The following is a 24,323-nucleotide window of genomic DNA, read 5'->3' on the forward strand; positions in this document are numbered from 1 at the left end:
GGCCACAATGCCCTTCGACGCCCTTCGTTCAGCTGCTAGCTCCGCTGTGAGCTCCTCTCCCGAGGCGCTCCGTTCGAGCGCGCCCGTTGCTATTTTCGATTCAGGCCTCGGCGGGTTGTCCGTGTTGCGCGCGGTACGTGCCGCCTTGCCGGACGAACGCCTGATCTACGTGGCAGATTCGCTGTACGCGCCGTACGGTGAACGCGATGACGACTTTATCGCCGACCGGACGCTTGCGATCGGCGAATGGCTGGTATCTCAGGGTGCGAAGACGCTGGTGGTTGCATGCAACACGGCGACCTCGCAGTCCATCGCTCAAGCCCGTGAACGCTTGCCAATTCCCGTGATCGGCGTGGAGCCAGGCATCAAGCCAGCGGCGCTCACGTCGCAAACGCGCGTGGTGGGCGTACTGGCAACAGCCGTCACGTTACGCAGCGCGCGCTTTCAAGCGCTGGCTGAACGCCATACCAGTGATTGCCACTTCATCCTGCAGCCGGGGCACGGCCTCGTGCAGGCGGTGGAACGCTGCGACGTGAATTCACCTGAACTCGTTGCGCTACTGCGAAGCTATGTGCAACCCATGCTCGACGCTAACGCCGACACGCTGGTGCTGGGCTGTACGCACTACCCTTTCCTTGATCAGGCTATCCGCTCCATTTCCGGCGACCGGCTTACGCTCATCGATACGAGTATCGCGATTGCGCGGCAACTCGAACGGCAACTGGATTCGTTTGGACTGCGTGCAGCGCCTGCTAGGGATCAAGCTCAGGCAATCGAATTGCCGCGCTTTTACTCCACCAACGACGGCCAGGCACTGCGGCAACTCGCAGCCTCGCTACTCGGACTGGACGTGACCGTCGAACACGCCGTGATCCCTTCACGGCGGACGCTGGCACTGGAATCCGACCCGGCGGTCTGAGACCGCGGCTCCAAGCGGCTTCAGACGGTCCCGAGCGCCCTTACCCATCTCCAGGCCATAAAAGCCCGTTTTGGCGGCTGGAAAGCCCCTTTCAGGCACGCGGTTTCAGTTTTTTACACAAACCAGCTTCCTTCTGCGACAAGCCTCAGCGCCCCGTCCCTTTTTTCCGTCAGCCCCGTCCCGAAAAAAACCGTTCACCCCTATTGCCAACCTTCGCATAAGGAATGATAATAATTCGCATTAACGTTAGCTATCGCGGTTAATCATGATCGTCTGTGTGTGCAAGTCAGTGTCGGACAGAAAGATTCGCGCCTCGATTGCGGATGGCGTCGCTACGTTCGACGAACTGCAATTCGAACTGGGCGTCGCCATGTGCTGCGGCAAATGCGAAGAAACCGTGCGCGACGTGATGTTGCAAAGCGGCTGCGCGTCGCATTGCGGCAGTCGTGGCGATCAGCATCAAGCTGTACCGCTGACGTTCTACGAACGCAAGGCCGCGTAAGCACGCTCCAGGTCAAAGGGGATTCGCCTGGTGTTGACCACCGCGAATCGCTGCCGTGTTACTGCAATGACTACGCAATCACTCTGACGCGCGGTATTCAAGCCGATCGTCACGGGTCGCCAGCCTTGCCAGGTGTAAATCGTAGTCACCGCTTCTCCGCCCGCAAGCCAGGTCACATTGAGCCAGCCCGCCAACCCCCGTTCAAGGAGGGAATGATGGAATTGCTGATCGGTTTCGTGACCACGCTGTTTATTTGTCTGCTCATCTTTCGAAAATGAAGTCCTCCAGTCTCACATGCTGCATGGGCTGTCGCCGTTTGTACGGCGACGCCGCCGTACAACCACGCTGATATGCCGTCTCCCCTGATCTCGCCCGGCCATTCGGCCGCGGCGCTTAACGCTCACTCCTCCCGTTCGATTGAATCCTCAGGCCTCAATCCGCGCGTAATTGCCGCGAGTGTCGCTGTGGTGGCGATTCACGCGGGTTTGCTGGCCGTCGTGCTCACCCTGCGTAACGAGCCGCCGCCGCGTCCAATCGAATCCAAGACAATCACTGCCGAACTGATCAGTCCCGCGCCGCCGCAACCGGTCGCAGCGCCTGTGGCAATTCAGTCGACGCCCGTTCCTCCGCCGCCGAAACCGGCTCCGCCGAAGCCGCAACCGAGGCCTAAGCCCGTCGTCCAACCGCGCGTGAAGGCCGCACCAACACCGCTGCCGGAAACCACGACGCCCTCGCCTGTGGCGGCAGCCGCGCCTGAGCCCGCTCCCGCGCCGCCCACACCGCCTGTTGCGGCAGCGCCGGCCGCCGCGGCGCCGGCCATCGGGCGTCCGACCATGGCGCTCAACGCACCGAAGGATGTCGCGCATCTCGAATGCAACATCGCGATGCCGGACTATCCGGCTTTGTCGCGGCGTCGCGGGGAATCGGGGACGGCGCTGGTGAAGTTCGTCGTCGGGCTGACGGGGAAGATCGAGAACATTGAACTGAAGAAGAGCAGCGGTTCGTCGCGACTGGATGACGCCGCACTCGACGCCATGCGCTCAAGCGCATGCAAGCCCTACAAGGAAGACGGCGTGGCGATCCGCGCTGCGTATTCCCAGCCGTTCGTATTTGGATTGAACGACTAGCGCCACAGTCGGGACCGCTCCAACGAACACTGAATAACACAAAAAAATTCGACCTAATTTCTAGATATCTACAGGAACTGCAATGCAAAACTACGGCTTGGCGCATGTCTGGGCGCAAGGGGATTTCGTCACGCGGGGTATCGCGCTCGCGCTGGCGATCATGTCGATCCTGTCGTGGACAGTGATTCTGGTGAAGGGCCTGAACGTAGTGCGCCTGAAGCGCCTCACGAAGAACGCGGAGCAGGCGTTCTGGCATTCAGACGATTTCGCCGACGGCATCAGGAAGCTGAGCAGCCATTCCTCGAACGCGCAGGACAATCCGTTCCTCGCGCTCGCCCTTTCCGGTCAGGACGCCGCTGATCACCATCATCAGACGCAACCGCATCTGCACGACCGCATGGACGTGTCGGACTGGATCACACGCTGCCTGAAGGACACCATGGATGAAGGCGTCGGACGGATGCAGGCGGGGCTCGCCGTGCTCGCATCGATCGGCAGCACGGCGCCGTTCGTCGGGTTGTTCGGCACGGTGTGGGGCATTTATCACGCGCTACTGACCATCGGCGCGACCGGCCAGACGTCCATCGATCAAGTCGCGGGACCGGTCGGCGAATCGCTGATCATGACGGCATTCGGCCTGTTCGTCGCGATTCCCGCCGTGCTCGGCTACAACGCGCTGACGCGCGGGAACAAGACCATTGTCACAAAGCTGAACCGTTTCGCGCACGGCCTGCACGCGTTCTTCGTGACGGGCACCAAGCTCGCATCCAGCAAGCGCGGAGACGGCCTGCGCCTCGCCACGCAGCACGCTGCGAGCGCCGCGACGGTGGCCTCTGCCGGGTCTGCGTCTGGGTCCAAGCAGCCTGCATCGCGTGTGAGCTGAGGGGACGTCGCCATGGCCATGAGCCCCTTCTCCAGTGACGAGGACGACGGCATGATGAGCGAAATCAACATGACGCCGCTCGTCGACGTCATGTTGGTTCTCCTGATCATCTTTCTCGTCACGATTCCTGCGATCAACCATGCAGTGAAAATCGACTTGCCCAAGGCGAGCAGCCAGCCGCAGGACGCAAAGCCTGCGCACGTGGACGTTGCCGTCGAAGCGGACGGCACGGTGCTGTGGAACGACCAGAAGGTTGATGATGCCGCGCTGGCATCGCGCATAGCCGATGCCTCGAAACAGACGCCACAGCCGGAATTGCGCCTGCGTGCGGACCGCAAGGTGCCGTATGAGCGTGTCGCCGATGTCATGTCGGCTGCGCAAGGCGGCGGGTTATCGAAGATCGGGTTTGTCACCGAGCCGAAGGCAGCCGGCAAGTAGCGCGACACGATTTACACGCGTACCTAGTTTCGAAGCTCTTTCCTAAGCCCCACAAAGTAAAAGGCCTTCATCGCAATGATGAAGGCCTTTTTTTGTGTGCGCGCCGGCACATTCGGGCTAGCGGTTACTGTGGCGTCGAGACATTCGAATCCGCAGTATCGCTGCATGCGACAGCCGTGCTCGACACGGACAGCGCTATTAGCCCTATCAGGCCTACTATAAAAGTGGCCGTGAGTTTTCGCATAAGCAGCTCCTTAGCGAAGAGATTCCAATATAGCGCCCGAGCACCGCACGTTCAAGCCAGCGGCGATTGAATCTGACCATCGCAAGCGCATGCTTCAATGTCAGAAACTTAGGCGCGCACGGCGATTAGTCACACTGTTTCGCGAGTGGGCTCCGGCTGAAGAGGACATTCTCCCGGGAAGCGATTGCCGTCATTGATCGACTCGACAAGAAAATCCACGAAGGCGCGAATTGCCGGCACCATGCCCTGCCGAGATAAGAACACCGCATAGAGTTGCGGCGTCGGAAAAGTCCAGCCGGGCATCACCGGCGACATCTGGCCGGTACGCAGCGCCGCGCCGTACATCATATCCGGCAACGCCGCGATACCCACACCCCGCAGCACTGCTTCGCGAATCATGCCGAGGTCCGCCGTCACAAGGCGCGGTTCGTGCTCGAATTCGTGACGCGTGCCGTCGGGCGCAATCAGGCGAAAGACGTGGCGGCCATCGGTGGCCGGGACATCGATGGTATCGAACTGCGCCAGCTCCGACGGCGTAAGCGGTGGCGCGTTCGGCTTGAGCAGCGAAGGCGCGGCCACCAGCATCTGTTCCGCGCGCCAAAGCGGGCGCGCGACGATTGTCGAATTGACGGGCGGTTCGGAGCGCACGCGCAATGCGACGTCAATAGCATCTTCGAACAAATCGATCACCCGGTTCGTCACGCTCAGGACGACGCGAACCTCGGGGTATCGGTGCAGGAAATCGGGCATCACCTGCGACAAGAACGTCTGCGCGATCGTCACCGGTACGCTGACCCGCACGCTGCCGCGCGGAGAATCACGCAAGCTATGCACGATATCGACAGCGGCCTGGGCTTCGGCCAGCATCGCCTTGCAATGCTGGTAGAAGAGCTGGCCGGCCTCGGTCAACGCGAGCTTTCGGGTGGACCGCTGCATCAAACGCACACCCAGCGACGTCTCAAGCTCCGACACGCGCCGCGACAAACGCGACTTGGAGATACCCAACACCCGCTCCGCCGCCGAGAAACCGCCGTGCTCGACAACGTACGAAAAATACATCAGGTCATTGAGGTCATGCGTATCAGGTTTCATGCGGACAGAGTCTTTCGTTGGGGTTTTCGTTGTCCCACAGATGGGACAATCCTTTGCGGTTTGACGGCTTTTTCCGCCAAATAGCGTCCATATAATAGCGCTATGTTTTAAATTTGGCGCTAATGCCTCACCCGTTGCATCGGACACGCTGGCCGACCCAAGCGAGGACAAAATGGAAAGTACGCGCAGTATCGAACGCACGGTCGCCGCGCTCCGCACGGTGGAGGGCGGCGGTTTTGTCGTGCATCGCCCGTTCCCGACGCGGCTCTTGATGGATTTCGACCCGTTCCTGCTCCTCGATGAAATGGGCCCCGTCGACTACGCGCCCGGCGAGGCGAAAGGCGCCCCCGATCATCCGCATCGCGGCTTTGAAACCGTGACCTACGTGCTCGAGGGCCAGTTCGGCCACAAGGATTCGGCGGGACATTCGGGCACGCTGCGTCAGGGCGACGTGCAATGGATGACGGCCGGCGCGGGCGTGGTTCACAGCGAAATGCCCGATCCCGAATTCACACGCACCGGCGGCCGCGTGCATGGCTTGCAGCTTTGGGTGAACCTGCCCAAGCGCGACAAGATGATCCCACCGCATTATCAGGAAATCGCGTCCGACCGGATTCCTGTCGCGACGAGCAATGACGGCCGTGTGCGCGTGAAGGTCATCGCGGGTGAAGCGCTTGGCGTGAAGGCGGCGATCGAAACGCGCACGCCCATTCTTTACCAGCATTTTTCGCTGCAACCGGGCGCCTCAGTCGTACATCCGGTGCCACGGGATTTTCGTGTGTTTGGTTATGCGTTGTCGGGTAACGGTCTGTACGGCGAGGCGAAGCAAGCCGTGCGGGCGCAGCAGATGATCGTGTTCGCGAACGACGGCGATACCGTCACGTTCGCCGCCGGCGACGAACCGCTCGAATTGCTGCTGATCGGTGGCGTGCCGTTAAAGGAGCCCGTGGTCCGCTACGGCCCGTTCGTGATGAACACGGAGGAAGAGATCCGCCAGGCCGTGGTCGACTACCAGGCGGGACGCATGGGCTCGATCAACCACTAGATCGCCCACTGCGCAGGCTTGCCACCGTCGGACGGTCAGACCGTGCCCGTTTCATCGGCGCGGCACGAATGTCACTATTTGCGTCACAATAGTCATTCGTGCCGCGCCGTTTTATCGTCTGCTTTTATTCCCTGCACTGTCCGTCCATCCGATAACCGTGGAGTAACGCATGTCCGAGAAGTTTGTGACGCCGTCTGTCAGCGCCCGCATCAGTGCGACGGATTTTCAGGTTTCGCTCAGCGACGGCCAGCATGACTGGATCGCCGACGAACCGTCAGCACACGGTGGCGCAGATACCGGCCCAACGCCCCACAGCTTGTTGCTGTCAAGCCTGGGCGCGTGTACGTCGATCACGCTGAAGATGTACGCGAAGCACAAGGCATGGCCGCTTGAAGCGGTGCACGTGACGCTCACCATGGACATTACGCCCGAGGGCACGGTGATCGACCGTCAGATCCTCTTGACCGGCGAACTCGATGACACCCAGCGGGAACGGCTCTTGCAAATTGCAAATGCGTGTCCCGTGCACAAGATCCTCAGCGGCGCGATCATGATTCATTCGGGCCTGACGCCTGCATGAGCGGCTACACGCGAACAACCTAAGGAAACAGTCGTTTTGAATTTCGAACACCTCATCCAGATCAACGACCCGCTCAATCCATTCGTGGAATCGATGACCCGCGAACAGGTCTGGCAAGGACTCGTGCTGCGTGCGGAACAGCCGCAATTGTTCGTGATCGGGCTGGATCGCTGCGTGATCCTGTCACGGGTTGGCGACGTGCTCGAACGCGAACTGCACTACGGTCAGGCCGTCGTGCGTGACCGCGTGACGCTGACTCCCGAAGCCAGCGTTCGCTACGACATCCTGCCCACCGCCGACTACGTGGGCGGCTCGCTGACCATGACAATCGAGCAACCGGACGAGCTCCAGTTGTTCCTGCGTTTTACCTACGCCACCACCCTGCCCGTAGCCGACGATCCACAGGCGAGCGCCGACGCGCTTCAGACGCAGGAGATCGTGAAGTCGGCGTATCGGGAAGCGGATATCGACACCGTCCGGCTGATCCGGCAATTCGCTCACGGCGGCAATCTCGAAGGCCCACTGCACTGAGGCTTCACAACGTTTCGATAGCCGGACGGTCGATGACTATCGAAACGTGTGACCGATGAATACTTCGTTGTTGTAAATAGGAATGGTTATCATTAAGATTACTCCATCGACTAACGAACGGACTCTTCGACATGACCGACATCCTGCGCTCCAACACGCTTCGGCTCCGTCGTCCCGTCGAACGCTCCGCGGCAGCAGCTATCTCGCGGCCCCGGACGGCTGCTGTGACGACCGCGCGTCCTACGCCGTCGAGCAGCGTGTCGCAGAGCACAGAGCGCTCGCTAAGGAGCGACACGTTGCTGCAAGGTCATAGCCACATCAGCATCATGCATAACGGTGAAACGTATCAGTTGCGCGCAACGCGCCTGGGCAAGCTTATCCTCACCAAGTAACACGCAGGAACACGTAGGAACACGCAGGACAGAATTTCAGTACCGGGTATTGTGGGGACCACCTCTTCGAGAGGTGTTTGGCACTAGCCAGCAATGACGGCTTGCACGCGAGAATTTAGACCCCTTCGTGCAAACACCAGCCAGTCGTCGATAGCCAGCGAAGCCGCTTTTTTTGGTTCCCATCGTGTGCTTTGAAGAGCACCATCAGCAAAGCAAAAAGCACGTTTTCTCGCGAAAACGTGCTTTTTTTGTTTAGGCCGACCGGCTTTTGATCCGCACGGCACAAAGCTGCTTTCAGACCCTAAACGCTCTCAATCCCCAGCGCCGCGATGCCCGCTCGCGCCACTGCCGCGTCCTGGTCCGACTTCACGCCCGATACGCCCACCGCGCCGACAATATCCGCACCCACCACGATCGGCACACCGCCTTCCAGCATGGCAGTCATCGGTGCGCTCAAGAACGCCGTGCGGCCTTGCTTGATCATGTCCTCATACACTTTCGTTTCGCGCCGGCCGAGCGCAGCGGTGCGCGCCTTGCCTGCCGACATCTCGGCCGTGCTTGCGCCTGCGCCCTCCAGCCTGTGCAGGTGAAGCAGATGGCCGCCGTCATCGACGACAGCAATTGCTACGCACCACTTGTTCGCCAATGCATGCGCTTCAGCCGCGGCCGCGATGGTTTTTACGTCCGCGTCGGTCAATACGGGTTTTGTTCTCATTTCGTCACCTGTTGTTGGAGGATAGTCGTTGCGTTGATAAAGGGATTGGCCCGCGATCGGCTCGCGATTGGCGCGATACCCGCAACGTTACCGCGAAAAGCCCCAGAACATCAGGTACCAGGCGCTATCGACCACGGCGAGAGCGGCGATGAACCATAACATCGCAACGCTTTGCGAGACAAAGCGCCCAAGTGCATACCGGCCGATGACGCGCCAGGCGAGCCACGCGCTCCACAGGTTCGCGACACCGAGCAAGGCCAGGCGCACATCGGTCACCCACCAAAGCGACAAGTGCTCTGCGCGCAGCAACGACACAGTCGTCGCCGATAAACCCAGGAACACGCCGCATCCCGCCACGGGAATCAGCGCCTGCGTCAGGTGATGCAGGCGCGTGAAACTGAAACGTCCGAGCATGCGCGTGCCAACGGCCAGCAACGCCAGAAGCGTCGTGCCATACACGAGCCCGGTGACGACGATATAACCCACGACCATCCCGCCATCGAGCCACGAGAAGACATCGTTTTGTTCGGGATAATGCGTGAAGAGAAACCAAGGCGCATTGGTATCGAGCGGCCAGAGGATGTTGCGATCGATCAGCCACGACGCAAAGATCTGCTTCAGGTCGACGAACCACGTGCTCACAGTCCAGTGGAACGCGCCTATAGCAATGCCCAGCAAGCCGTACAGGATCAGCGCGGTGTCCCACGGATTAGCTTGTTTATCGCCGAGTTGCACGACTTCGGTCGAGGGCGAACGCCACTCGAGCGAAATAGCGTCCCGATGACCGCTGCAACGACCGCACATATGGCAGTCCGACGCGCCTTTCATGGCGCGCAGCGGCACGAGCGGCGCGCAGTTGACGGGAATCACGCGATGCCCGTGCTCCCCCTCTTTATACGAGCGGCGCCATGCGTCCTCGTTGACCTTGTAGTGGAACGGAGCGAGCCGCGCCAGGAGCGAAAACACCCCGTTCACAGGGCAGAGATACTTGCACCACACGCGTTTCTCGCGCCCATATAGCACGCCAACAATCATGGCGCCGACCGTCGAGCCGCCGAGCACCAGCAACACGGCTTTTGGATACTGATAAACGCTGACCATCTGCCCATAGATGGTGGTGATGCCAAACGCGACGAACGGCCAGCCGCCCCAGCGCAACCAGCGCGGAATCGCCCAGCCGCGGCCGAACTTGCTCGCAAACTCGGTCAGTGCGCCTTCGGGACACAGCACGCCGCACCATACGCGGCCGAGCATCACCATGGAGAGCAGGACGAACGGCCACCAGATACCCCAGAACACAAACTGCGCAGCCAGCGTCAGGTTGCTCCAGAGATGCGCGGTACCGTCCGGCAGCGGCAGGACGGCTGGAACCAGAATCAGAAACGCATACACGGCAACCACGACCCATTGAATGCCGCGGATCATGCTGCCGTGTTGTTGCATCCATTGCCCGGCTTGTTGCAGCCGGCCGGTCCGATTCATGACGTCGCTCATGCTGGTCATGCAACTTTTCTCGCCAATTTTTGCGCCATGCGGTTTTTCGATCGACGCAGAAGCAGGAAGATCACGGCCCAGTAAACCGCGTACGCAATCAGGTTCATACCGGCCGGATGCGCGCGATAACCCGTGAGCGTGGCGACCAGCGAACCAAAGGTGCTGGAGTCATCGAGCAGCCAGGACGAATCCCACACCTGATTCATGACGACCGGCAGGATCTCCTTGTCGATGAGTTTATCGACACCCGTTTCAAACAAGCCCGCTGCGAGGAACAACAGCATGATTTCCGTCACACGGAAAAAGAGCCGCCACGAGAAAATCTTGCCGCCAAGCTGCAGCAGATAAAACGTCAGGAACGCCAGCGCCAGACCGATCGCGACCGCCAGATACTGCAGGGGATCAACATACCCCGATTGGCCGAAGCCGAGGCCGTAGAGGAAAATCACCGTCTCGCTGCCTTCACGCGCGATAGCAAGCGCGACCAGCAAGGTCACGCCCCACCAGTTCGCGTCCTGCTTGCTCTTTTGCAGCGATGCTTCCATGTCGCGCTTCATTGACCGCCCATGGTGCTTCATCCACAGCACCATTTGCACGATCAGCACGCACGCGACCAGAACCATGCCGGTCTGGAAATAGTCCTGCGCATCGCCCGACAACACTTCCGTGAAACCGACCAGCGCGGCGCCCAGCGCCACTGCCGCCAGCAACCCTGCCACCACGCCGGCCCACAAATACGGAATGCCGCGACGCGCGTCGGCATCGCCATTTTTCAGCCATGCATACAGGATGCCGACAACCAGCAGCGCCTCGACACTTTCCCGCCACACGATGAAAAGAACCTGACCCATCACTTATCTCCCGCTCTTGCAGGCCGAAGCGGTTTGCGCGTGACGTTGAACGAACAACGCGCCAACCGGCCCGGCGTGACCTTACTTCGCGACGATGACACCTTGCGCCGACTGATGAAAATCGTCGAAAAACTTGTATTCGCCCTTATCCAGCGGCGCGATCACGACGAAGGAATCGGCGCCTGGCGCCAGCACCTTTTCCTTGCGCAACTGGATGCTTTCAAATTCAGCCGCACCCTTGCCGATGTTGTGCACTTCGATCTTGATGCGCTGCCCCGCAGGCACTTCAATACGCGTGGGATTCAGCTTGCCGTCGTTCATTTCCAGCTTGAAGGTCGGCAGGTCGGCGGCTTGCGCTGCGGCGGCACTGGCGAACCATCCAGCCGCCAAGGCGAGCGAGGCGGCGACCAACTTGGTTTTGCGTTGCATGCATGCTTCCTGGCTGCGACGCCCGGCGGGACGTTTCATTTCATTTTTCACTTCATTTCACTTGATTTTTCACGTCATGCCGGACGTCTGACTCGAATGCTCAGTACCCGCCCTTCTTGCCGATACCGGCGAACGGGAAATCGTATTCGATCGTATAGGGCTTGAACCACGGGCCCACGCCGGTTTCCTTGTCGACGTGACGGCCGAACGCCATGTGGCCGGTTTGCATCGGCGCGGCGATATTGAGTTTCATGTGGTATTTGCCCGGGCCAAAGAGCTTTACGTTGTCGCCGTAATGCGGACCGTCGCTGGCGACCATGGCCATCATGTCGCCCTTGATGGTTTGCGTCGTACCAACCTTGGTCAGCTCGTACGTCACTTGCAGGTAAGGCATCCAGTCGCCTTCCGCAAAGCCGTTCGGGTTGTTCTTCACGGCGTGGATATCGGCTTCGAGGTGCACGTCGGAATCCGAGGCCTTGCGCATCATGCCTTCCGGTTCCATGGTGATCGGCTGCAGATACACCGCGCCAACTTCCATGCCGTTCTCGATATGCTGCTTGCCGATCGGATATTCGGCAGCCGATGCTGAAGCCATTGCCGCAAGCGCGACTGCGGCTACCGAGCCGCGTACAAAAGTTGAAACCTGCATCCATCACTCCTTCTTGTTATCGATCGGTGACGCGCTACGCGCGCTCGCTCCGATCCGGCCGGTCCACCGATCAATTCGGCGTCGATGATAGGAAATTGCAATGAGAACGTAACCAACGATGGTAATACGAACCATTCTCAATGGGTGTGGAGTTTAGCACTGATCGAAGGACGGAACAATTTGATGAAAATCGACAAGCCTGTAACAGCGGGCTTTTGAGATCGCGGAGACGTTTTGGCAGCGGAATTTCGGGCGAAAAAAGCGGCAAACCCACCCGGGCTGCCGCGTTCCCTGCCTGAAACCCTTACGTTTAGCTGATGCCCGTAATGTGATCACCCACATTTGCGCCAAATACGCGCTGCCTCAGAAGCGACAGTTGGTCGCGGGTCTGCGCGGCTTTTTCGAATTCGAGATTTTTGGCGTGATCCATCATCTGCTTTTCGAGCCGCTTGATTTCCTTCGATATCTGCTTTTCAGACATGTCCTCGAACTTCGCGCGGGTCTGAGCTTCCTTCATTTCGGCGCGGGCATCGTCGGCGTTATAGACACCGTCGATGATGTCCTTGATCCGCTTGGTCACGCCACGCGGCGTGATACCCATCGCAAGATTGTGCGCAATCTGCTTCGTGCGGCGCCGCTCGGTCTCGCCGATCGCACGTTTCATCGAGTCCGTGACTTTGTCGCCGTAGAGAATCGCCTTGCCGTTCACGTTACGGGCAGCCCGGCCGATCGTCTGGATCAGCGAACGTTCCGCGCGCAGGAAACCTTCCTTGTCGGCGTCAAGGATCGCGACCAGTGACACTTCCGGGATATCCAGCCCTTCTCGCAGCAAGTTGATCCCAACCAGCACGTCAAACGTGCCAAGACGCAGATCGCGGATGATTTCCACGCGCTCGACCGTATCAATGTCGCTATGCAGGTAGCGCACCTTCACGCCATGATCCGCGAGAAACTCGGTCAGCTGTTCGGCCATGCGCTTGGTCAGCACCGTCACCAGCACACGCTCGTGCACCTTGACACGCGCATTGATCTCGCCGAGCACGTCGTCCACTTGGGAGCGCGCCGGACGCACTTCAATATCGGGATCGACCAGGCCGGTCGGCCGGACAAGCTGTTCGGCCACCTGCCCCGCCGTGCGGTTTTCGTAATCGGCAGGCGTGGCCGAAACGAAGATTGCCTGGCGCATCTTGCGTTCGAATTCGTTGAACTTGAGCGGCCGGTTGTCCAGCGCCGACGGCATCCGGAAACCGTAATCGACGAGATTCTCCTTGCGCGCCCGGTCACCGTTGTACATGCCGTTCAACTGGCCGATCAGCACATGCGACTCATCGAGCAACATTAGCGCGTCGGGCGGCAAATAATCGACGAGCGTTGGCGGCGGCTCTCCCGGCGCGGCGCCGGAAAAGTGCCGAGAATAATTCTCGATGCCTTTGCAAAAACCCAGTTCCTGCAGCATTTCCAGATCGAAACGTGTACGTTGCTCGAGCCGTTGCGCCTCTACCAGCTTGCCGTCCTTATGGAAGAACTCGAGCCGTTCGCGCAACTCCAGCTTGATCGTCTCGATGGCGCGCATGACCGTGTCGCGCGGCGTCACGTAGTGGGACGACGGATAAACGGTGAAACGCGGAATCTTGTTTCGCACGCGGCCAGTGAGCGGATCGAAGAGTTGCATCGACTCGATTTCGTCGTCGAACAACTCTACGCGCACTGCCATTTCGGCGTGCTCCGCCGGGAAGATATCGATGGTGTCGCCCCGAACGCGAAATGTCCCGCGTGAAAAATCGGCTTCGTTGCGGTTGTACTGCATCGCGATCAGCCGCGCGATGATGTCACGCTGGCCCATCTTGTCGCCGGTGCGCAGCGTCAGAATCATCTTGTGATATTCCGACGGATTGCCGATACCGTAGATTGCCGATACCGTCGCCACGATCACCACATCGCGGCGCTCAAGCAGGCTTTTGGTCGCCGAGAGCCGCATTTGCTCGATGTGCTCATTGATCGACGAATCCTTTTCGATAAACAGATCTCGCTGCGGAACGTACGCTTCCGGCTGGTAATAGTCGTAGTAAGAAACGAAATATTCAACGGCATTGCGAGGGAAAAACTCGCGAAACTCCGCGTAAAGCTGCGCGGCGAGCGTCTTGTTCGGCGCGAACACAATGGCCGGGCGGCCCATGCGCGCGATCACGTTCGCCATGGTGAACGTCTTGCCGGAACCCGTTACACCCAGCAGTGTCTGGAACGACAGGCCGTCCTCAATCCCTTCAACGAGCGTTGCGATCGCCGTAGGCTGGTCGCCCGCCGGCGGATACGGTTGGTAAAGCTCGAACGGAGAGCCTTCGAACCTGATGAATTTGGATTCGTCGAGGGTTTCGGCGGTTTCAAGTAGCGGGGTATCGGACATGAGGATGAGGTGCCTTGGCCGAGAGCAAACACCCATTCTAGCGGTTCGCGATGGAGCGGGTTTGGACGGCGGATCAGGATAGTTGGAACAGGTTTCGGGCGATTTGCGCCAAGCTTTCGCACAATGCCCGATGTTTCCAAGATGGGGCGGCGCAGAGAAATCGCAAGTGATTGTTTTGGTTAGTGAAAGCTTGAGGACAATAATCCGTCGCGCGGCGACCCGTTGTCCTGATTTTCGTAAAAACCCGGAAAATTCCCGGAAAAAATGGCTAAATCCTATGTTTCTTCCATTTCGCCAGGCCGAAAAGCGGCAGCCGATTCGTTACAATGCCGAACTGGGGTTTTCATCGATGGGACGGAGTTTTGTTGGCTCCTGTTGGCTCCTTGAGGTCCGGTTTGCCCCGCTTTTTGGCTGCTGAGCTGCCAATTTGCAGCCGATCAGCAGCCGATCAGCTGCCGATTTCCCATCCCGATCGCCCGTGCCGCCTTATCCACTACCGCCGATAAATCATGTCTCTTTTCTCAGCCGTCGAGCTTGCCCCCCGTGACCCGATTCTGGGCCTGAACGAAGCCTTCAACGCAGATCCGCGCACAACCAAGGTCAATCTCGGCGTGGGCGTGTATTTCAACGAAGAAGGCAAGATTCCGCTCCTGCGCGCCGTTCGCGAAGCCGAAAAAGCGCGCACGGAACTCGCCGCGCCGCGTGGTTATCTGCCTATTGAAGGCATTGCCGCTTATGACGCAGCCGTGCAAAAGCTGCTGCTCGGCAGTGATTCTCCGCTGATCGCCGACGGCCGCGTGATCACGGCTCAGGCGCTCGGTGGAACGGGCGCGCTCAAGATTGGCGCCGACTTCCTCAAGCGGCTGAATCCCACGGGCAAAGTCGCCATCAGTGACCCGAGCTGGGAAAACCACCGCGCGCTGTTCGAATACGCGGGTTTCGACGTGGTGAACTATCCGTACTACGACGCAGCCACGCACGGCGTGAAGTTCGACGCCATGCTGGAAGCGTTCAACAGCTACCCGGCCGGAACAGTCGTCGTGCTGCATGCGTGCTGCCATAACCCGACCGGCGTCGACCTGACCCCGGCGCAGTGGCAACAGGTTGTGGAAACGGTGAAGGCACGCTCACTGGTACCGTTCCTGGATATCGCTTATCAGGGCTTCGGCGAGAACATCGACGCTGACGCTGCGGCCATACGCCTTTTCGCCAAGGCCGATCTCAACGTATTCGTGTCTTCGTCTTTCTCCAAATCGTTCTCGCTGTACGGCGAGCGCGTGGGCGCACTGTCGATCATCACGAGCGCCAAGGAAGAAGCCACACGCGTGCTGTCGCAACTCAAACGCGTGATTCGCACGAACTATTCAAATCCGCCGACGCACGGCGGTTCAGTTGTCGCCGCAGTCCTCGCCTCGCCCGAATTGCGCGCCACGTGGGAACAGGAACTCGGCGAAATGCGTGACCGCATTCGCGCAATGCGCAATGGCCTGGTCGAGCACATCAAGACAGCAGGCGTGGAGCGCGACTTCAGCTTCGTGAACCAGCAGCGCGGCATGTTTTCGTACTCGGGCCTGACCTCGCCGCAAGTTGATCGCCTGCGTGAGGAATTCGGGATCTACGCCGTCAGCACAGGCCGCATCTGCGTGGCCGCGCTGAATACGCGCAATCTAGAAGTAGTGGCCAACGCCATTGCAACCGTGCTGAAATAAGTTTGCTCATGGTGTTCAGAAACGGCGCTCCGTGTGAGCGCCGTTTTTTCTGAGGTCCCGGGTGTATTACGGACACGGAACCGTCCACCGCTCCTTGCTTGCGCCTTATCGACAAGCTTGACGCCCGATCAACGCTCGTCGCGATGAATGTCGTGCGTGATGAAACCCGCATCGTTGTTCGGCATATCGAGCCAGTCCCGATGCGAGAGTGTGCCGCGGATATCGGACAAACCGCTTTCCCAGTGCTCACGCATGGTCGACAGTCCGAACTGGAAGTCCTTATAGTTTCCTTCGTACTCCTTGTGCCGATAGATCAGGTGAATCACGTTAAACCGCTTCGAGCACGCAAGTTCCTCCGCCGTCTTGCACCAGGGGTCGCTGTTGCGAATGTCCACCGGCACTTTGTCCAGCACTTCCCTCAATACGTTGCGAAACCGCTGTGAGCGCTGCAAGGTGTCGGTAACCAGACGTGTCCGGCTGGAGTACTGGATGTCCTTAACGCGTCCCATCACGTCGACGATACTGTCCGGCACCGGCCCACGCGCGCTCCACAAATCGACTTGGAACGCGAGGGTGTCACGACGCGGCGTAGCATGCACGATCTTGTACAGCGGCGTATTGGACATCAGGCCACCGTCCCAGAAATACTCGCCATCAACTTCGACGGCCGCAAAACCCGGCGGCAATGCCCCCGACGCCATGAAATGCTCCGCGCGCAACTTCATGCGAGTGTTGTCGAAATACGCGAAATTGCCGGTAGCGACGTTCACCGCACCCACCGACACGCGGGTCTCACGCGAATTGATCCGGTCGAAATCGCAGAACTGTTCGAGCGTTCCCTTCAGTGGACGTGTGTCATAGAAGCTCGCCGTGCCTGGCTCACCCGCAGCCAACGGTGACGGCGGCGGAAACCGCGGAACGAAAAATCCTTTCTGCCCCTCGACCAGGGCGCTCCCGGCCTGCATCGCGGTGAAAGCCTTGCGGATCTCGTCGGTGGAATTGAAGAACGCGTGTTCTACGAAAGCGGGCAACGGCGGCATGAAGGCAGGCTGGCAGATAGTCTCCCAAAACTCGAGCAGACGCGGCACACGATCCTCGGGTGCGTTCCCCGCGATGATCGCCGTGTTCAATGCGCCAATGGAGATTCCTGCAATCCAGTTCGGGTGAATGCCGGCCTCGTTCAACCCCTGATACACCCCCCCTTGATAAGCACCGAGTGCCCCACCGCCCTGCAACATCAACGCGATGGTTTCATAGGGTGGCAACTTGATGCGCTTGTCCGCTTCTGCACCGCCCACGGCAAATGCCCCGGGCGGTTCGCCGCGGTCAAGGGACGTCACCTTGCGAGGCTCCTTCGTGCCCTTCGTCCGGTTCGTTCCTGTCGTGTCATTGAGTCCTCGCGCACTGCCCGTTCGCTCTACCATCGAAACTCCTGTTTGAAGCCTTACTGCATGAACCAGCCGTGGCTCACCACGACCGATTGGCCAGTGAGCGCAGCCGTCGGGAAAGCTGCCAGGAACAGAACCGTTTGGGCCACGTCTTCCACCGTTGTGAAGACGCCGTCGACAGTGCCTCCCAGCATCACGTTCTTGACCACGTCCTCTTCGCTGATACCAAGCTCCTTGGCCTGTTCAGGGATCTGCTTGTCGACCAGCGGCGTGCGCACGAACCCCGGGCACACCACATGCGAGCGCACATGATGCTTCGCGCCCTCCTTCGCCAGTACACGAGCCAGTCCGAGCAACGCGTGCTTGGCCGTGACATACGCGGACTTGAGCGCCGACGCCTCGTGCGAATGCACCGATCCCATATAGATCACGACGCCGCCACGATCGTCCTTGTACATATGCTGGAGCGCAGCTTTCGTGGTCAGAAACGCCCCGTCGACGTGAATGGCCTGCATCTTCTTCCAGTCGGAATACGCGTAGTTTTCGATTGGATTGACGATTTGCACGCCGGCATTCGACACCAGGATATCGACCGAGCCGAATTCCGACGCCACCCGATCCATACCGGTATTCACCGCATGTTCGTCGGTAACGTCCATCACCACCCCTAACGCCCGGCCACCCTGCGATCTGATCTGCCCGGCCACGGAGTCGGCCGCTTCCTGGTTCAGATCCGCTATGGCGACCGCTGCGCCCGCTTCCGCAAAGGTCAGGGCAATTTGCTTACCGATCCCGCTCGCTGCACCCGTGACCACCGCCACCTTGCCCGCCAGACTCGTATTCAGTGATGTCATTTGCCGCCCCTCCTCCGTTCAGGTTCGAACAATGAAACCACGCAACGCCGCGCCGATCAACCTCGATAAATGTCATAGGCCGTTCGGTCAGCTATCCGACGCCACCCCACCGGGTTATCGTTCGGTCACAAATGCAATGAACGTCAAGGTCGACCAAGCCGGTCGACGGCGCGCGAATCCTGAAATCGGATTAAGCTTTGAAACCCGCCTGATGCAACTCAAACCCAAAACTGGAGATCAAGAACATGAACTATCGTCGGCTAGGACGTTCCGGCCTGCAGGTCAGCGAATTGTCGATCGGCTCGTGGGTGACCTACGGCACGCAAGTCGACCATCGCGCGGCGCGCGAGTCACTCGCTGCCGCTCGCGATCATGGTGTAAATTTTTTCGACAACGCCGAGGTCTATTCCAAAGGCAAGTCCGAAGAAATCATGGGCCGCGCGTTGAAGGAGCTCGCGTGGCCGCGGGTAAGCTACGTGGTGTCGACCAAGTTTTTCTTTGGCATCAACGAAGGTCCCAACCAGCAGCAAACGCTCAGCCGCAAGTACCTTCATAACGCCATTGACGGCTCGCTTGCGCGTCTGCAACTCGATTACGTCGACCTCGTGTTTTGCCATCGGCCCGATCCGCATACGCCGATCGAGGAAACCGTATGGGCAATGAGCGACATCATCACGCGGGGCAAAGCGCTCTATTGGGGCACATCGGAATGGAGCGCCGACGAGATTCGCACGGCGTACGACATTGCCGAGCGGCATCACCTGCACAAACCGGTGATGGAGCAGCCCGAGTACAACCTGCTGCATCGCAAGCGGGTCGAGAACGAATACAAGCGCCTCTATGAAGACATTGGACTGGGTCTGACAACCTGGAGCCCGCTCGCTTCGGGGCTGCTCACCGGCAAGTATCGCGACGGCGTTCCGTCGGACAGCCGCGCGCAGCTTCAAGGTTACGAGTGGTTGGCCAAGAAGCTGACAGACAAGGGCGCGAATAACATTGTCGGGCGCCTCGCGGAAGTGTCCGACCAGCTTGGCTGCTCGCTGGCACAGCTTTCACTCGCCTGGATTTTGCTGAATCCGAATGTCAGCACCGTGATTACGGGTGCATCGCGGGTCGAGCAGATTCACGAGAATATGAAGGCTATCGACGTCGTGCAAAAGATCACGCCGGAGATCAAGCAGCGCATGGAGGAAATCGTGGGCGACGCGTTCGTCTGACGCTTGGTCTGAGACATGCAGGGTCGTCGGCTACAATAACGACCCTGCCGCGTGCGCCGTGTGGTGCCGTGGAGCGTCTTTGCATCTTCGCGCTTAGGCACTTTTTCGTCCGTCTGGCTCAGGCCGCGCTCATTCTCGTCTCGCTCACTCATTTGCCATGCTCAGTTACCGACACGCCTTTCACGCAGGCAACCACGCAGACGTGCTGAAACACGCGGTCGTCGTGCAGTTGCTGCAACACCTTGCCCAGAAGGACAAGGCGTTCTGGTATATCGACACCCATGCGGGCGCCGGCGTCTATTCGCTGACCGACGGCTTCGCGACCAAGACGGGCGAGTTCGAGACAGGCATTGCCAAGATTTGGACCAAGCGTGATTTGCCGGGTTTGCTCAAGGATTACGTGAAAGAGGTCAAGGCACTGAATGCGGATGGCACGCTGCAGTTCTATCCCGGCTCCCCCTATCTCGCATGGCGGGTAATGCGCGAGCAGGACCGCATGCGGTTGTTCGAATTGCATTCCACCGAAATCGACGTGCTGCGCCACAATTTCCGCGACGCAGGCCGGCGGGCAGTGCTCTTCGAAGGCGATGGTTTCGACGGCATTATCAAGCTGTTACCGCCGCCGCCGCGTCGCGCGCTGGTCCTGATCGATCCGTCGTACGAAGACAAACGCGACTACGCACGCACGCTGAACTGCCTAGAGGAAAGCCTGAAGCGCTTTGCCACCGGCACTTATGCAATCTGGTATCCGCAAGTGACCCGGCTGGAGTCCCAGCGTTTCGCCGATCAACTGAAGCGCGTGCAGCCCAAGAATTGGTTGCATGCGTCATTGACCGTGAGCAAACCTCCCGTCGACGGTTTTGGCCTGTTCGGGAGTGGCATGTTTATAGTGAATCCACCGTATACGCTCGCAGCCGAGTTGAAAGAGACGCTGCCGTATCTTGTCGACGCACTCGGTCAGGACAGCAAGGCGGCGTTCAAACTCGAACATCGTGGCGACTGAAAATGTCTGCACCGTTCGCCGTTAATCAAGCGAGGTGGTAACCGCACCGGTCACGGTATGTGGGTCCGACGATCGGGTTGGCACGGTCGACACAGGGTTCGGGGTCGCTACGGATCTCGGCGTTGCGACGGGTATCGGCGTGACGATGGAAGGCTGACCCGGAGACCGCCTTCCTTGCGGCACTGCGGGCTGCGTTGAAATGGGGGCCTGGGTTTGAGTGCCGGTCGGCACGCCATAAGAAGCGCTGGAATGTGGCGACTTAGTACGTGGTCGATGCTGGTAATTGGACGCCGGCTGTGAGCCTGTTGAAGATCCTCCCTGCCCGGCATGATGCCCGCCCTGCTGAAGTTCGATGTAAGGCGAAACAATAATCGTCTGCTGATCTTGCTGCGGCAATTCGGGCAATGTGGCCATCGGGCGCGTTGGGACCATGCCAGAACCATTTAACGGCCCCGTCTGCAGAATGGTACCGCCTGCGCCGCTATGAATGCCCGTCTGCGTATCCAGAACCAGCGGCTGACCGCCTGCCTGTCCCAATGCGTCCAACGTCGTCAAACACGAAACAAGCCATAGCGCCGCGCTTGCCACATATTTGACAGGTCGAAGTTCTGGACTCACACCGCCCCCTTGGCAAATCAATGAGAACCGAAACGCATATTAGGCCGATTCGGTTCATGTCATATAAAAGCGCTTTACCTTACCGCGATGGCAAGCTTTAAGCTAGCTCTCCCGAAAGTCGACATTCAAGGAGATTCGATGACGTTCCCGAAAACCTTCCTCGCTGGCGCAGTCGCGTTTGCAGTCTCAATCGTTGTCTCGATGCCCGCGGCGTTTGCACAGACGCCGGCATCGTCAGCATCGATGGCAGGCATGGACATGTCAGCTGCAAACGGTAGCCAGGGCGATTCTGCATCGACGAAGGAGTTCCAGGCAGCCGATCATTCGATGATGTCCGGCATGTCCGGTGTCGAGTACACCGGTGACGTCGATCATGATTTTGTCGCGCATATGATCCCGCACCACCAGGGCGCGGTCGCAATGGCAAAGGTCGAGTTGAAGTACGGCAAGGACGCCAAGTTGCGGGCTTTGGCCAAGGAGATCATCGCTTCGCAAGACAAGGAGATTGCGTTCATGAAGCGATGGCTCGCTACGCATCCCCAGAAAAAGTGAGCGGCGTGGCGTGATCGGCGCGAGTTGCCCAGAAATGACAAAGCCCCGCATGCGGGGCTTGTTCAATTTTTCGACCGGGTGTTTTCGGCTGAAATTACAGCGAGTAGCCTTCGGTTTCCAGCGAGCGGATACGCTTTTCGAGCTGGACGATATCCGACGATTGCGCCAGATATTCTTCGCGCCGATTACGTTCGGCGGTTTCAAACCAAATGCTGACTTTTTCGAGCAAGAATGCAAACATGATTTTTTCTCCAAGGATCTCAAATGAATCCCCGGCGGTTCGGGTCAGGGATATCCCTCGAAAGGGTTAACCATGATTATAGGCGAACTGTGCTGCAGGTGTTAGTGAAATGCCTGCATTGGGTGCATTCTTTTTTGGAATGGTGCATGCACCGTCTCGGAACAAGTGCTTGATTTTCCTAGTCTTCTCGGAGATTTACGAGGTCTCCTGTTGGTCTAGCACATTTATAGTGCACAAATCAGGCAAATAGGCTTGTTAAGATGCACCAGCACGATCACTCGGCCAGTCTTTCCAGAATGGGGCAATCGGGACGACCGTCACCGTGGCAATTCACCGCCAAATGAGCGAGCGTGTCCCGCATATCCGTGAGTTCCGCAATCCGCTTGTCCAGTTCCGCGACATGTTCCAGCGCAATCGCCTTGACCTCTCCGCTCGCACGCTGCCGGTCCTGCCACAAGGCCAGGAGTTTTCGAATATCGTCGACCGGAAAGCCGAGCCGACGCGCTTGGCGAACAAAGCGTAACGCATGAACCTCCTGGGTTCCGTACATCCTGTAGCCCGATGTTGTCCGATCAACCGGTGGCAAGAGGCCGACGCTCTCGTAATACCGAATCATCTTGGCCGTTACGCCAGACGCGCGAGCCGCTTCGCCAATGTTCATCGCAGATACTCCCAAATTTTTCCATAGACTCTACACCTTCCAACGATAGGAAGGTATAGCATGGTTCGCTCTTACAAAAACCCAGGCAAGGAATTGATATGGCTGAATTTAAGGTAGAGGGCATGAGCTGTCAGCATTGCGTCGCCGCCGTCACGCGCTCGATCCACGAACTCGATGCCGCCGCGCAAGTTCAAGTGGATCTCGAGCACGGGCGTGTCGTGGTGGCATCGACCGAAACTATTGATGCGCTCAAGGAAGCGATCGATGAGGCGGGCTACACGGTCGTGTCGACGAAGGCCGCATGACCCAGGGGCCGCACTTCAAGATTGCGTTGATTGGCGCGTCCGGGTTGCTTGGACGCGCCATTGCGAATGAACTAGCCGCGATAATCCGGTGGCAGGTCATACGAACGGCGTTTCGCCATGGCAACCCGAGCACCATCACGCTCGATATCCGCGATGAGGGTGCCGTCCGCCAGTTCATCGCTGACCAAGCGCCTGACGCGATCGTTGTGGCTGCAGCCGAACGGCGGCCGGATGTTTGTGAGAATGACCCCGTGCTCGCGCGAGCGTTGAATGTTGACGCATTAGGCTTTATTGCGAGCGCCGCACAGGAAATCGGTTCGTGGGTGCTCTCCATCTCGACCGACTATGTCTTCGATGGCACACGACCGCCCTATCGGCCGGGCGACACGCCGAATCCCCTTAACGCCTACGGTCGCAGCAAGCTTGACGGAGAGCAAGCGCTGCTACGATCCTGCGCGCGATCCTGCGTACTGCGTTTGCCGCTCCTGTATGGTCCGGTGATCGACTGGGGTGAGTCGGCAGTGACAGGCTTGACGCCAGCGATCGTGGCATCGGCTCACGGGGTAGGTCCCGCAGTGATGGATGCTTGGGCAACGCGCTACCCCACCTTCACGCCCGACGTGGCGGTGGTGATCCGACAGTTGCTGGAACGTCATGAGGTTGGTGAATCAGTGACGGGCGTTATGCACTGGTCTGGCGATGAGCCAATGACAAAGTTCGACATCGCGCAGCGGATCGCGCAAGTGTTGAACATTGATGCCCGCATCACAGCACAACGAACACCGATCGATGCTACGCCGCGCCCGCGGAATTCCCATCTAGCATCGGATGCGTTGGAGGTTTTAAAGATCGGACAACGAACACCTTTCGACACCGCGATCCGCACGGTGCTGCAAAACTGGCCACGTCCAACAAGCCTGTAAGAGGCAGGGAAATTCGGACATAGTCGACCAAGCGACGTCCGAATTCAACGCATCGTCACATTGGCAATTCGCTGCTTGGAATACTCGATGACAACTATGGCCGTCAGTCTTCAGGTCGGCCTGAGACCATGGGTTCCTCGCCCGGCTGAGTGAGCGGCTGAGTGAGCCTAAATGGTGGACTGAAGACTCCATGGTAAGCGGCTCGGCCCGACCGTTTCGCCATGCTGACTTTTCCAAAGCATGATGAGGGCGTTCAGATCAACGGAGCCAGTCAGCCATGTCGAACGCAGGGGGCGCAGCCCATCCCCGTCGCACGTACGCGCGAAAATTCAAGCAGCAGGTGATCAGAGAGACGTTGGTGCCTGGCATGTCGGTGTCGATTGTTGCGCGCCGGCACGACATCAACGCCAATGTAGTGTTCGGATGGCGCAAGCAATATCGTGAAGGCAAGCTCGTCGTCCCTGCACTCGACGTTGCGCCGAGCATGCCATGCACGGAACTGCTGAGCGTCGACGTGATCGACTCGGCATTGGTACTTCGGGCGCCGGAGCCGACAG

The 24,323-nt window shown here is 59.1% G+C and carries 28 protein-coding genes; 17 read left to right on the plus strand and 11 right to left on the minus strand.

Features of this window, described 5'->3' with window-relative positions; genetic code table 11:
- Window positions 1-7 precede the first annotated feature (7 nt).
- The 5 genes from murI (at window position 8) to BSU04_RS01110 (ending at window position 3,869) form a co-directional block, all read left to right on the plus strand.
- Entirely contained in the window at window positions 8-919 is a 912-nt protein-coding gene (gene murI / locus BSU04_RS01085; protein ID WP_089158864.1) for a glutamate racemase, read from the plus strand.
- A 265-nt stretch (window positions 920-1,184) separates the two neighbouring features.
- A complete protein-coding gene (locus BSU04_RS01090; RefSeq protein ID WP_089158865.1) occupies window positions 1,185-1,421 on the plus strand; it encodes a (2Fe-2S)-binding protein in 237 nt (78 codons plus the stop codon).
- 350 nt (window positions 1,422-1,771) lie between these two features.
- The gene (locus tag BSU04_RS01100) at window positions 1,772-2,548 is read left to right on the plus strand and encodes an energy transducer TonB (RefSeq protein WP_089158867.1); all 777 of its coding nucleotides are present in this window, start codon (window positions 1,772-1,774) and stop codon (window positions 2,546-2,548) included.
- Between the two features lie 82 nt (window positions 2,549-2,630).
- Window positions 2,631-3,431 carry a MotA/TolQ/ExbB proton channel family protein gene (locus BSU04_RS01105; protein ID WP_089158868.1) on the plus strand — a complete coding sequence of 267 codons (801 nt, stop codon included), beginning with the start codon at window positions 2,631-2,633 and terminating at the stop codon, window positions 3,429-3,431.
- Window positions 3,432-3,443: 12 nt separating this feature from the next.
- Window positions 3,444-3,869: an ExbD/TolR family protein gene (locus BSU04_RS01110; RefSeq protein WP_089158869.1), complete on the plus strand. Its 426-nt coding sequence runs from the start codon at window positions 3,444-3,446 to the stop codon at window positions 3,867-3,869.
- Between the two features lie 373 nt (window positions 3,870-4,242).
- Here BSU04_RS01110 and BSU04_RS01115 read toward each other — a convergent pair whose 3' ends face one another.
- Window positions 4,243-5,205, minus strand: a complete 963-nt coding sequence (locus BSU04_RS01115) for a LysR family transcriptional regulator (protein ID WP_089158870.1) — start codon at window positions 5,203-5,205, stop codon at window positions 4,243-4,245.
- A gap of 172 nt (window positions 5,206-5,377) precedes the next feature.
- Between BSU04_RS01115 and BSU04_RS01120 the strand changes: the two genes are divergently transcribed.
- The 4 genes from BSU04_RS01120 to hemP all read left to right on the plus strand — a co-directional run bounded on the left by BSU04_RS01120 (window position 5,378) and on the right by hemP (window position 7,753).
- Window positions 5,378-6,250 carry a pirin family protein gene (locus tag BSU04_RS01120; RefSeq protein ID WP_089158871.1) on the plus strand — a complete coding sequence of 291 codons (873 nt, stop codon included), beginning with the start codon at window positions 5,378-5,380 and terminating at the stop codon, window positions 6,248-6,250.
- Window positions 6,251-6,419: 169 nt separating this feature from the next.
- On the plus strand, window positions 6,420-6,830 hold the full coding sequence (locus tag BSU04_RS01125; protein WP_089158872.1) for an OsmC family protein: 411 nt from the start codon (window positions 6,420-6,422) through the stop codon (window positions 6,828-6,830).
- Window positions 6,831-6,866: 36 nt separating this feature from the next.
- Window positions 6,867-7,361, plus strand: coding sequence for an SRPBCC family protein (locus BSU04_RS01130; RefSeq protein WP_089158873.1), 495 nt, complete (start codon window positions 6,867-6,869; stop codon window positions 7,359-7,361).
- 131 nt (window positions 7,362-7,492) lie between these two features.
- Complete coding sequence (gene hemP, locus BSU04_RS01135; protein WP_089158874.1) at window positions 7,493-7,753, plus strand: hemin uptake protein HemP; 261 nt, start codon at window positions 7,493-7,495, stop codon at window positions 7,751-7,753.
- A 301-nt stretch (window positions 7,754-8,054) separates the two neighbouring features.
- On the opposite strand, the gene BSU04_RS01140 is transcribed toward hemP, so the two are convergent.
- From BSU04_RS01140 to uvrB, 6 genes are all read right to left on the minus strand, one after another.
- Window positions 8,055-8,468, minus strand: a complete 414-nt coding sequence (locus BSU04_RS01140) for a GlcG/HbpS family heme-binding protein (RefSeq protein WP_089158875.1) — start codon at window positions 8,466-8,468, stop codon at window positions 8,055-8,057.
- A gap of 87 nt (window positions 8,469-8,555) precedes the next feature.
- On the minus strand, window positions 8,556-9,962 hold the full coding sequence (locus tag BSU04_RS01145) for a 4Fe-4S binding protein (RefSeq protein ID WP_179258158.1): 1,407 nt from the start codon (window positions 9,960-9,962) through the stop codon (window positions 8,556-8,558).
- Window positions 9,963-9,967: 5 nt separating this feature from the next.
- Window positions 9,968-10,813 carry an FTR1 family iron permease gene (locus tag BSU04_RS01150; protein WP_089158876.1) on the minus strand — a complete coding sequence of 282 codons (846 nt, stop codon included), beginning with the start codon at window positions 10,811-10,813 and terminating at the stop codon, window positions 9,968-9,970.
- 81 nt (window positions 10,814-10,894) lie between these two features.
- Window positions 10,895-11,242, minus strand: a complete 348-nt coding sequence (locus BSU04_RS01155; RefSeq protein ID WP_089158877.1) for a cupredoxin domain-containing protein — start codon at window positions 11,240-11,242, stop codon at window positions 10,895-10,897.
- A 100-nt stretch (window positions 11,243-11,342) separates the two neighbouring features.
- A complete protein-coding gene (locus BSU04_RS01160) occupies window positions 11,343-11,891 on the minus strand; it encodes an iron transporter (RefSeq protein ID WP_089158878.1) in 549 nt (182 codons plus the stop codon).
- Window positions 11,892-12,201: 310 nt separating this feature from the next.
- Complete coding sequence (gene uvrB, locus BSU04_RS01165) at window positions 12,202-14,295, minus strand: excinuclease ABC subunit UvrB (protein WP_089158879.1); 2,094 nt, start codon at window positions 14,293-14,295, stop codon at window positions 12,202-12,204.
- A gap of 82 nt (window positions 14,296-14,377) precedes the next feature.
- Here uvrB and BSU04_RS45120 point away from each other — a divergent pair, with 82 nt between their 5' ends.
- A complete protein-coding gene (locus BSU04_RS45120) occupies window positions 14,378-14,713 on the plus strand; it encodes a hypothetical protein (RefSeq protein ID WP_144021087.1) in 336 nt (111 codons plus the stop codon).
- A gap of 91 nt (window positions 14,714-14,804) precedes the next feature.
- Window positions 14,805-16,004: an amino acid aminotransferase gene (locus BSU04_RS01170; protein WP_089158880.1), complete on the plus strand. Its 1,200-nt coding sequence runs from the start codon at window positions 14,805-14,807 to the stop codon at window positions 16,002-16,004.
- A gap of 128 nt (window positions 16,005-16,132) precedes the next feature.
- On the opposite strand, the gene BSU04_RS01175 is transcribed toward BSU04_RS01170, so the two are convergent.
- Together BSU04_RS01175 and BSU04_RS01180 are read right to left on the minus strand one after the other, a co-directional pair.
- Complete coding sequence (locus tag BSU04_RS01175; protein WP_089158881.1) at window positions 16,133-17,428, minus strand: DUF3734 domain-containing protein; 1,296 nt, start codon at window positions 17,426-17,428, stop codon at window positions 16,133-16,135.
- A 20-nt stretch (window positions 17,429-17,448) separates the two neighbouring features.
- Window positions 17,449-18,246, minus strand: coding sequence for a 3-hydroxybutyrate dehydrogenase (locus tag BSU04_RS01180; protein ID WP_089158882.1), 798 nt, complete (start codon window positions 18,244-18,246; stop codon window positions 17,449-17,451).
- A gap of 245 nt (window positions 18,247-18,491) precedes the next feature.
- On the opposite strand from BSU04_RS01180, the gene BSU04_RS01185 reads away from it, so the two are divergent.
- The 3 genes from BSU04_RS01185 to copM all read left to right on the plus strand — a co-directional run bounded on the left by BSU04_RS01185 (window position 18,492) and on the right by copM (window position 21,636).
- Window positions 18,492-19,463, plus strand: a complete 972-nt coding sequence (locus BSU04_RS01185) for a potassium channel beta subunit family protein (protein ID WP_089158883.1) — start codon at window positions 18,492-18,494, stop codon at window positions 19,461-19,463.
- Window positions 19,464-19,620: 157 nt separating this feature from the next.
- On the plus strand, window positions 19,621-20,466 hold the full coding sequence (locus BSU04_RS01190; protein WP_089158884.1) for a 23S rRNA (adenine(2030)-N(6))-methyltransferase RlmJ: 846 nt from the start codon (window positions 19,621-19,623) through the stop codon (window positions 20,464-20,466).
- A gap of 756 nt (window positions 20,467-21,222) precedes the next feature.
- Entirely contained in the window at window positions 21,223-21,636 is a 414-nt protein-coding gene (gene copM, locus BSU04_RS01200; protein ID WP_179258157.1) for a CopM family metallochaperone, read from the plus strand.
- A gap of 94 nt (window positions 21,637-21,730) precedes the next feature.
- Here the strand turns inward: copM and BSU04_RS01205 are convergent, their stop codons facing one another.
- Complete coding sequence (locus BSU04_RS01205; RefSeq protein WP_087882081.1) at window positions 21,731-21,877, minus strand: DUF3563 family protein; 147 nt, start codon at window positions 21,875-21,877, stop codon at window positions 21,731-21,733.
- A 274-nt stretch (window positions 21,878-22,151) separates the two neighbouring features.
- A complete protein-coding gene (cueR, locus tag BSU04_RS01210) occupies window positions 22,152-22,538 on the minus strand; it encodes a Cu(I)-responsive transcriptional regulator (RefSeq protein ID WP_089158885.1) in 387 nt (128 codons plus the stop codon).
- A gap of 98 nt (window positions 22,539-22,636) precedes the next feature.
- Between cueR and BSU04_RS01215 the strand changes: the two genes are divergently transcribed.
- The 3 genes from BSU04_RS01215 to BSU04_RS48675 form a co-directional block, all read left to right on the plus strand.
- Window positions 22,637-22,843, plus strand: a complete 207-nt coding sequence (locus BSU04_RS01215; protein WP_089158886.1) for a cation transporter — start codon at window positions 22,637-22,639, stop codon at window positions 22,841-22,843.
- Window positions 22,840-23,766 (plus strand): dTDP-4-dehydrorhamnose reductase family protein, encoded by a 927-nt coding sequence (locus tag BSU04_RS01220; protein WP_089158887.1) that lies wholly within the window; start codon window positions 22,840-22,842, stop codon window positions 23,764-23,766. The genes BSU04_RS01215 and BSU04_RS01220 overlap by 4 nt, the downstream gene beginning before the upstream one ends.
- Before the next feature lie 277 nt (window positions 23,767-24,043).
- A partial coding sequence (locus BSU04_RS48675) for a transposase (RefSeq protein ID WP_144021088.1) occupies window positions 24,044-24,323 on the plus strand: 280 nt, incomplete at its 3' end.

The organism is Caballeronia sordidicola, assembly GCF_002220365.1.
Classification (GTDB): Bacteria; Pseudomonadota; Gammaproteobacteria; order Burkholderiales; family Burkholderiaceae; genus Caballeronia; species Caballeronia sordidicola_C.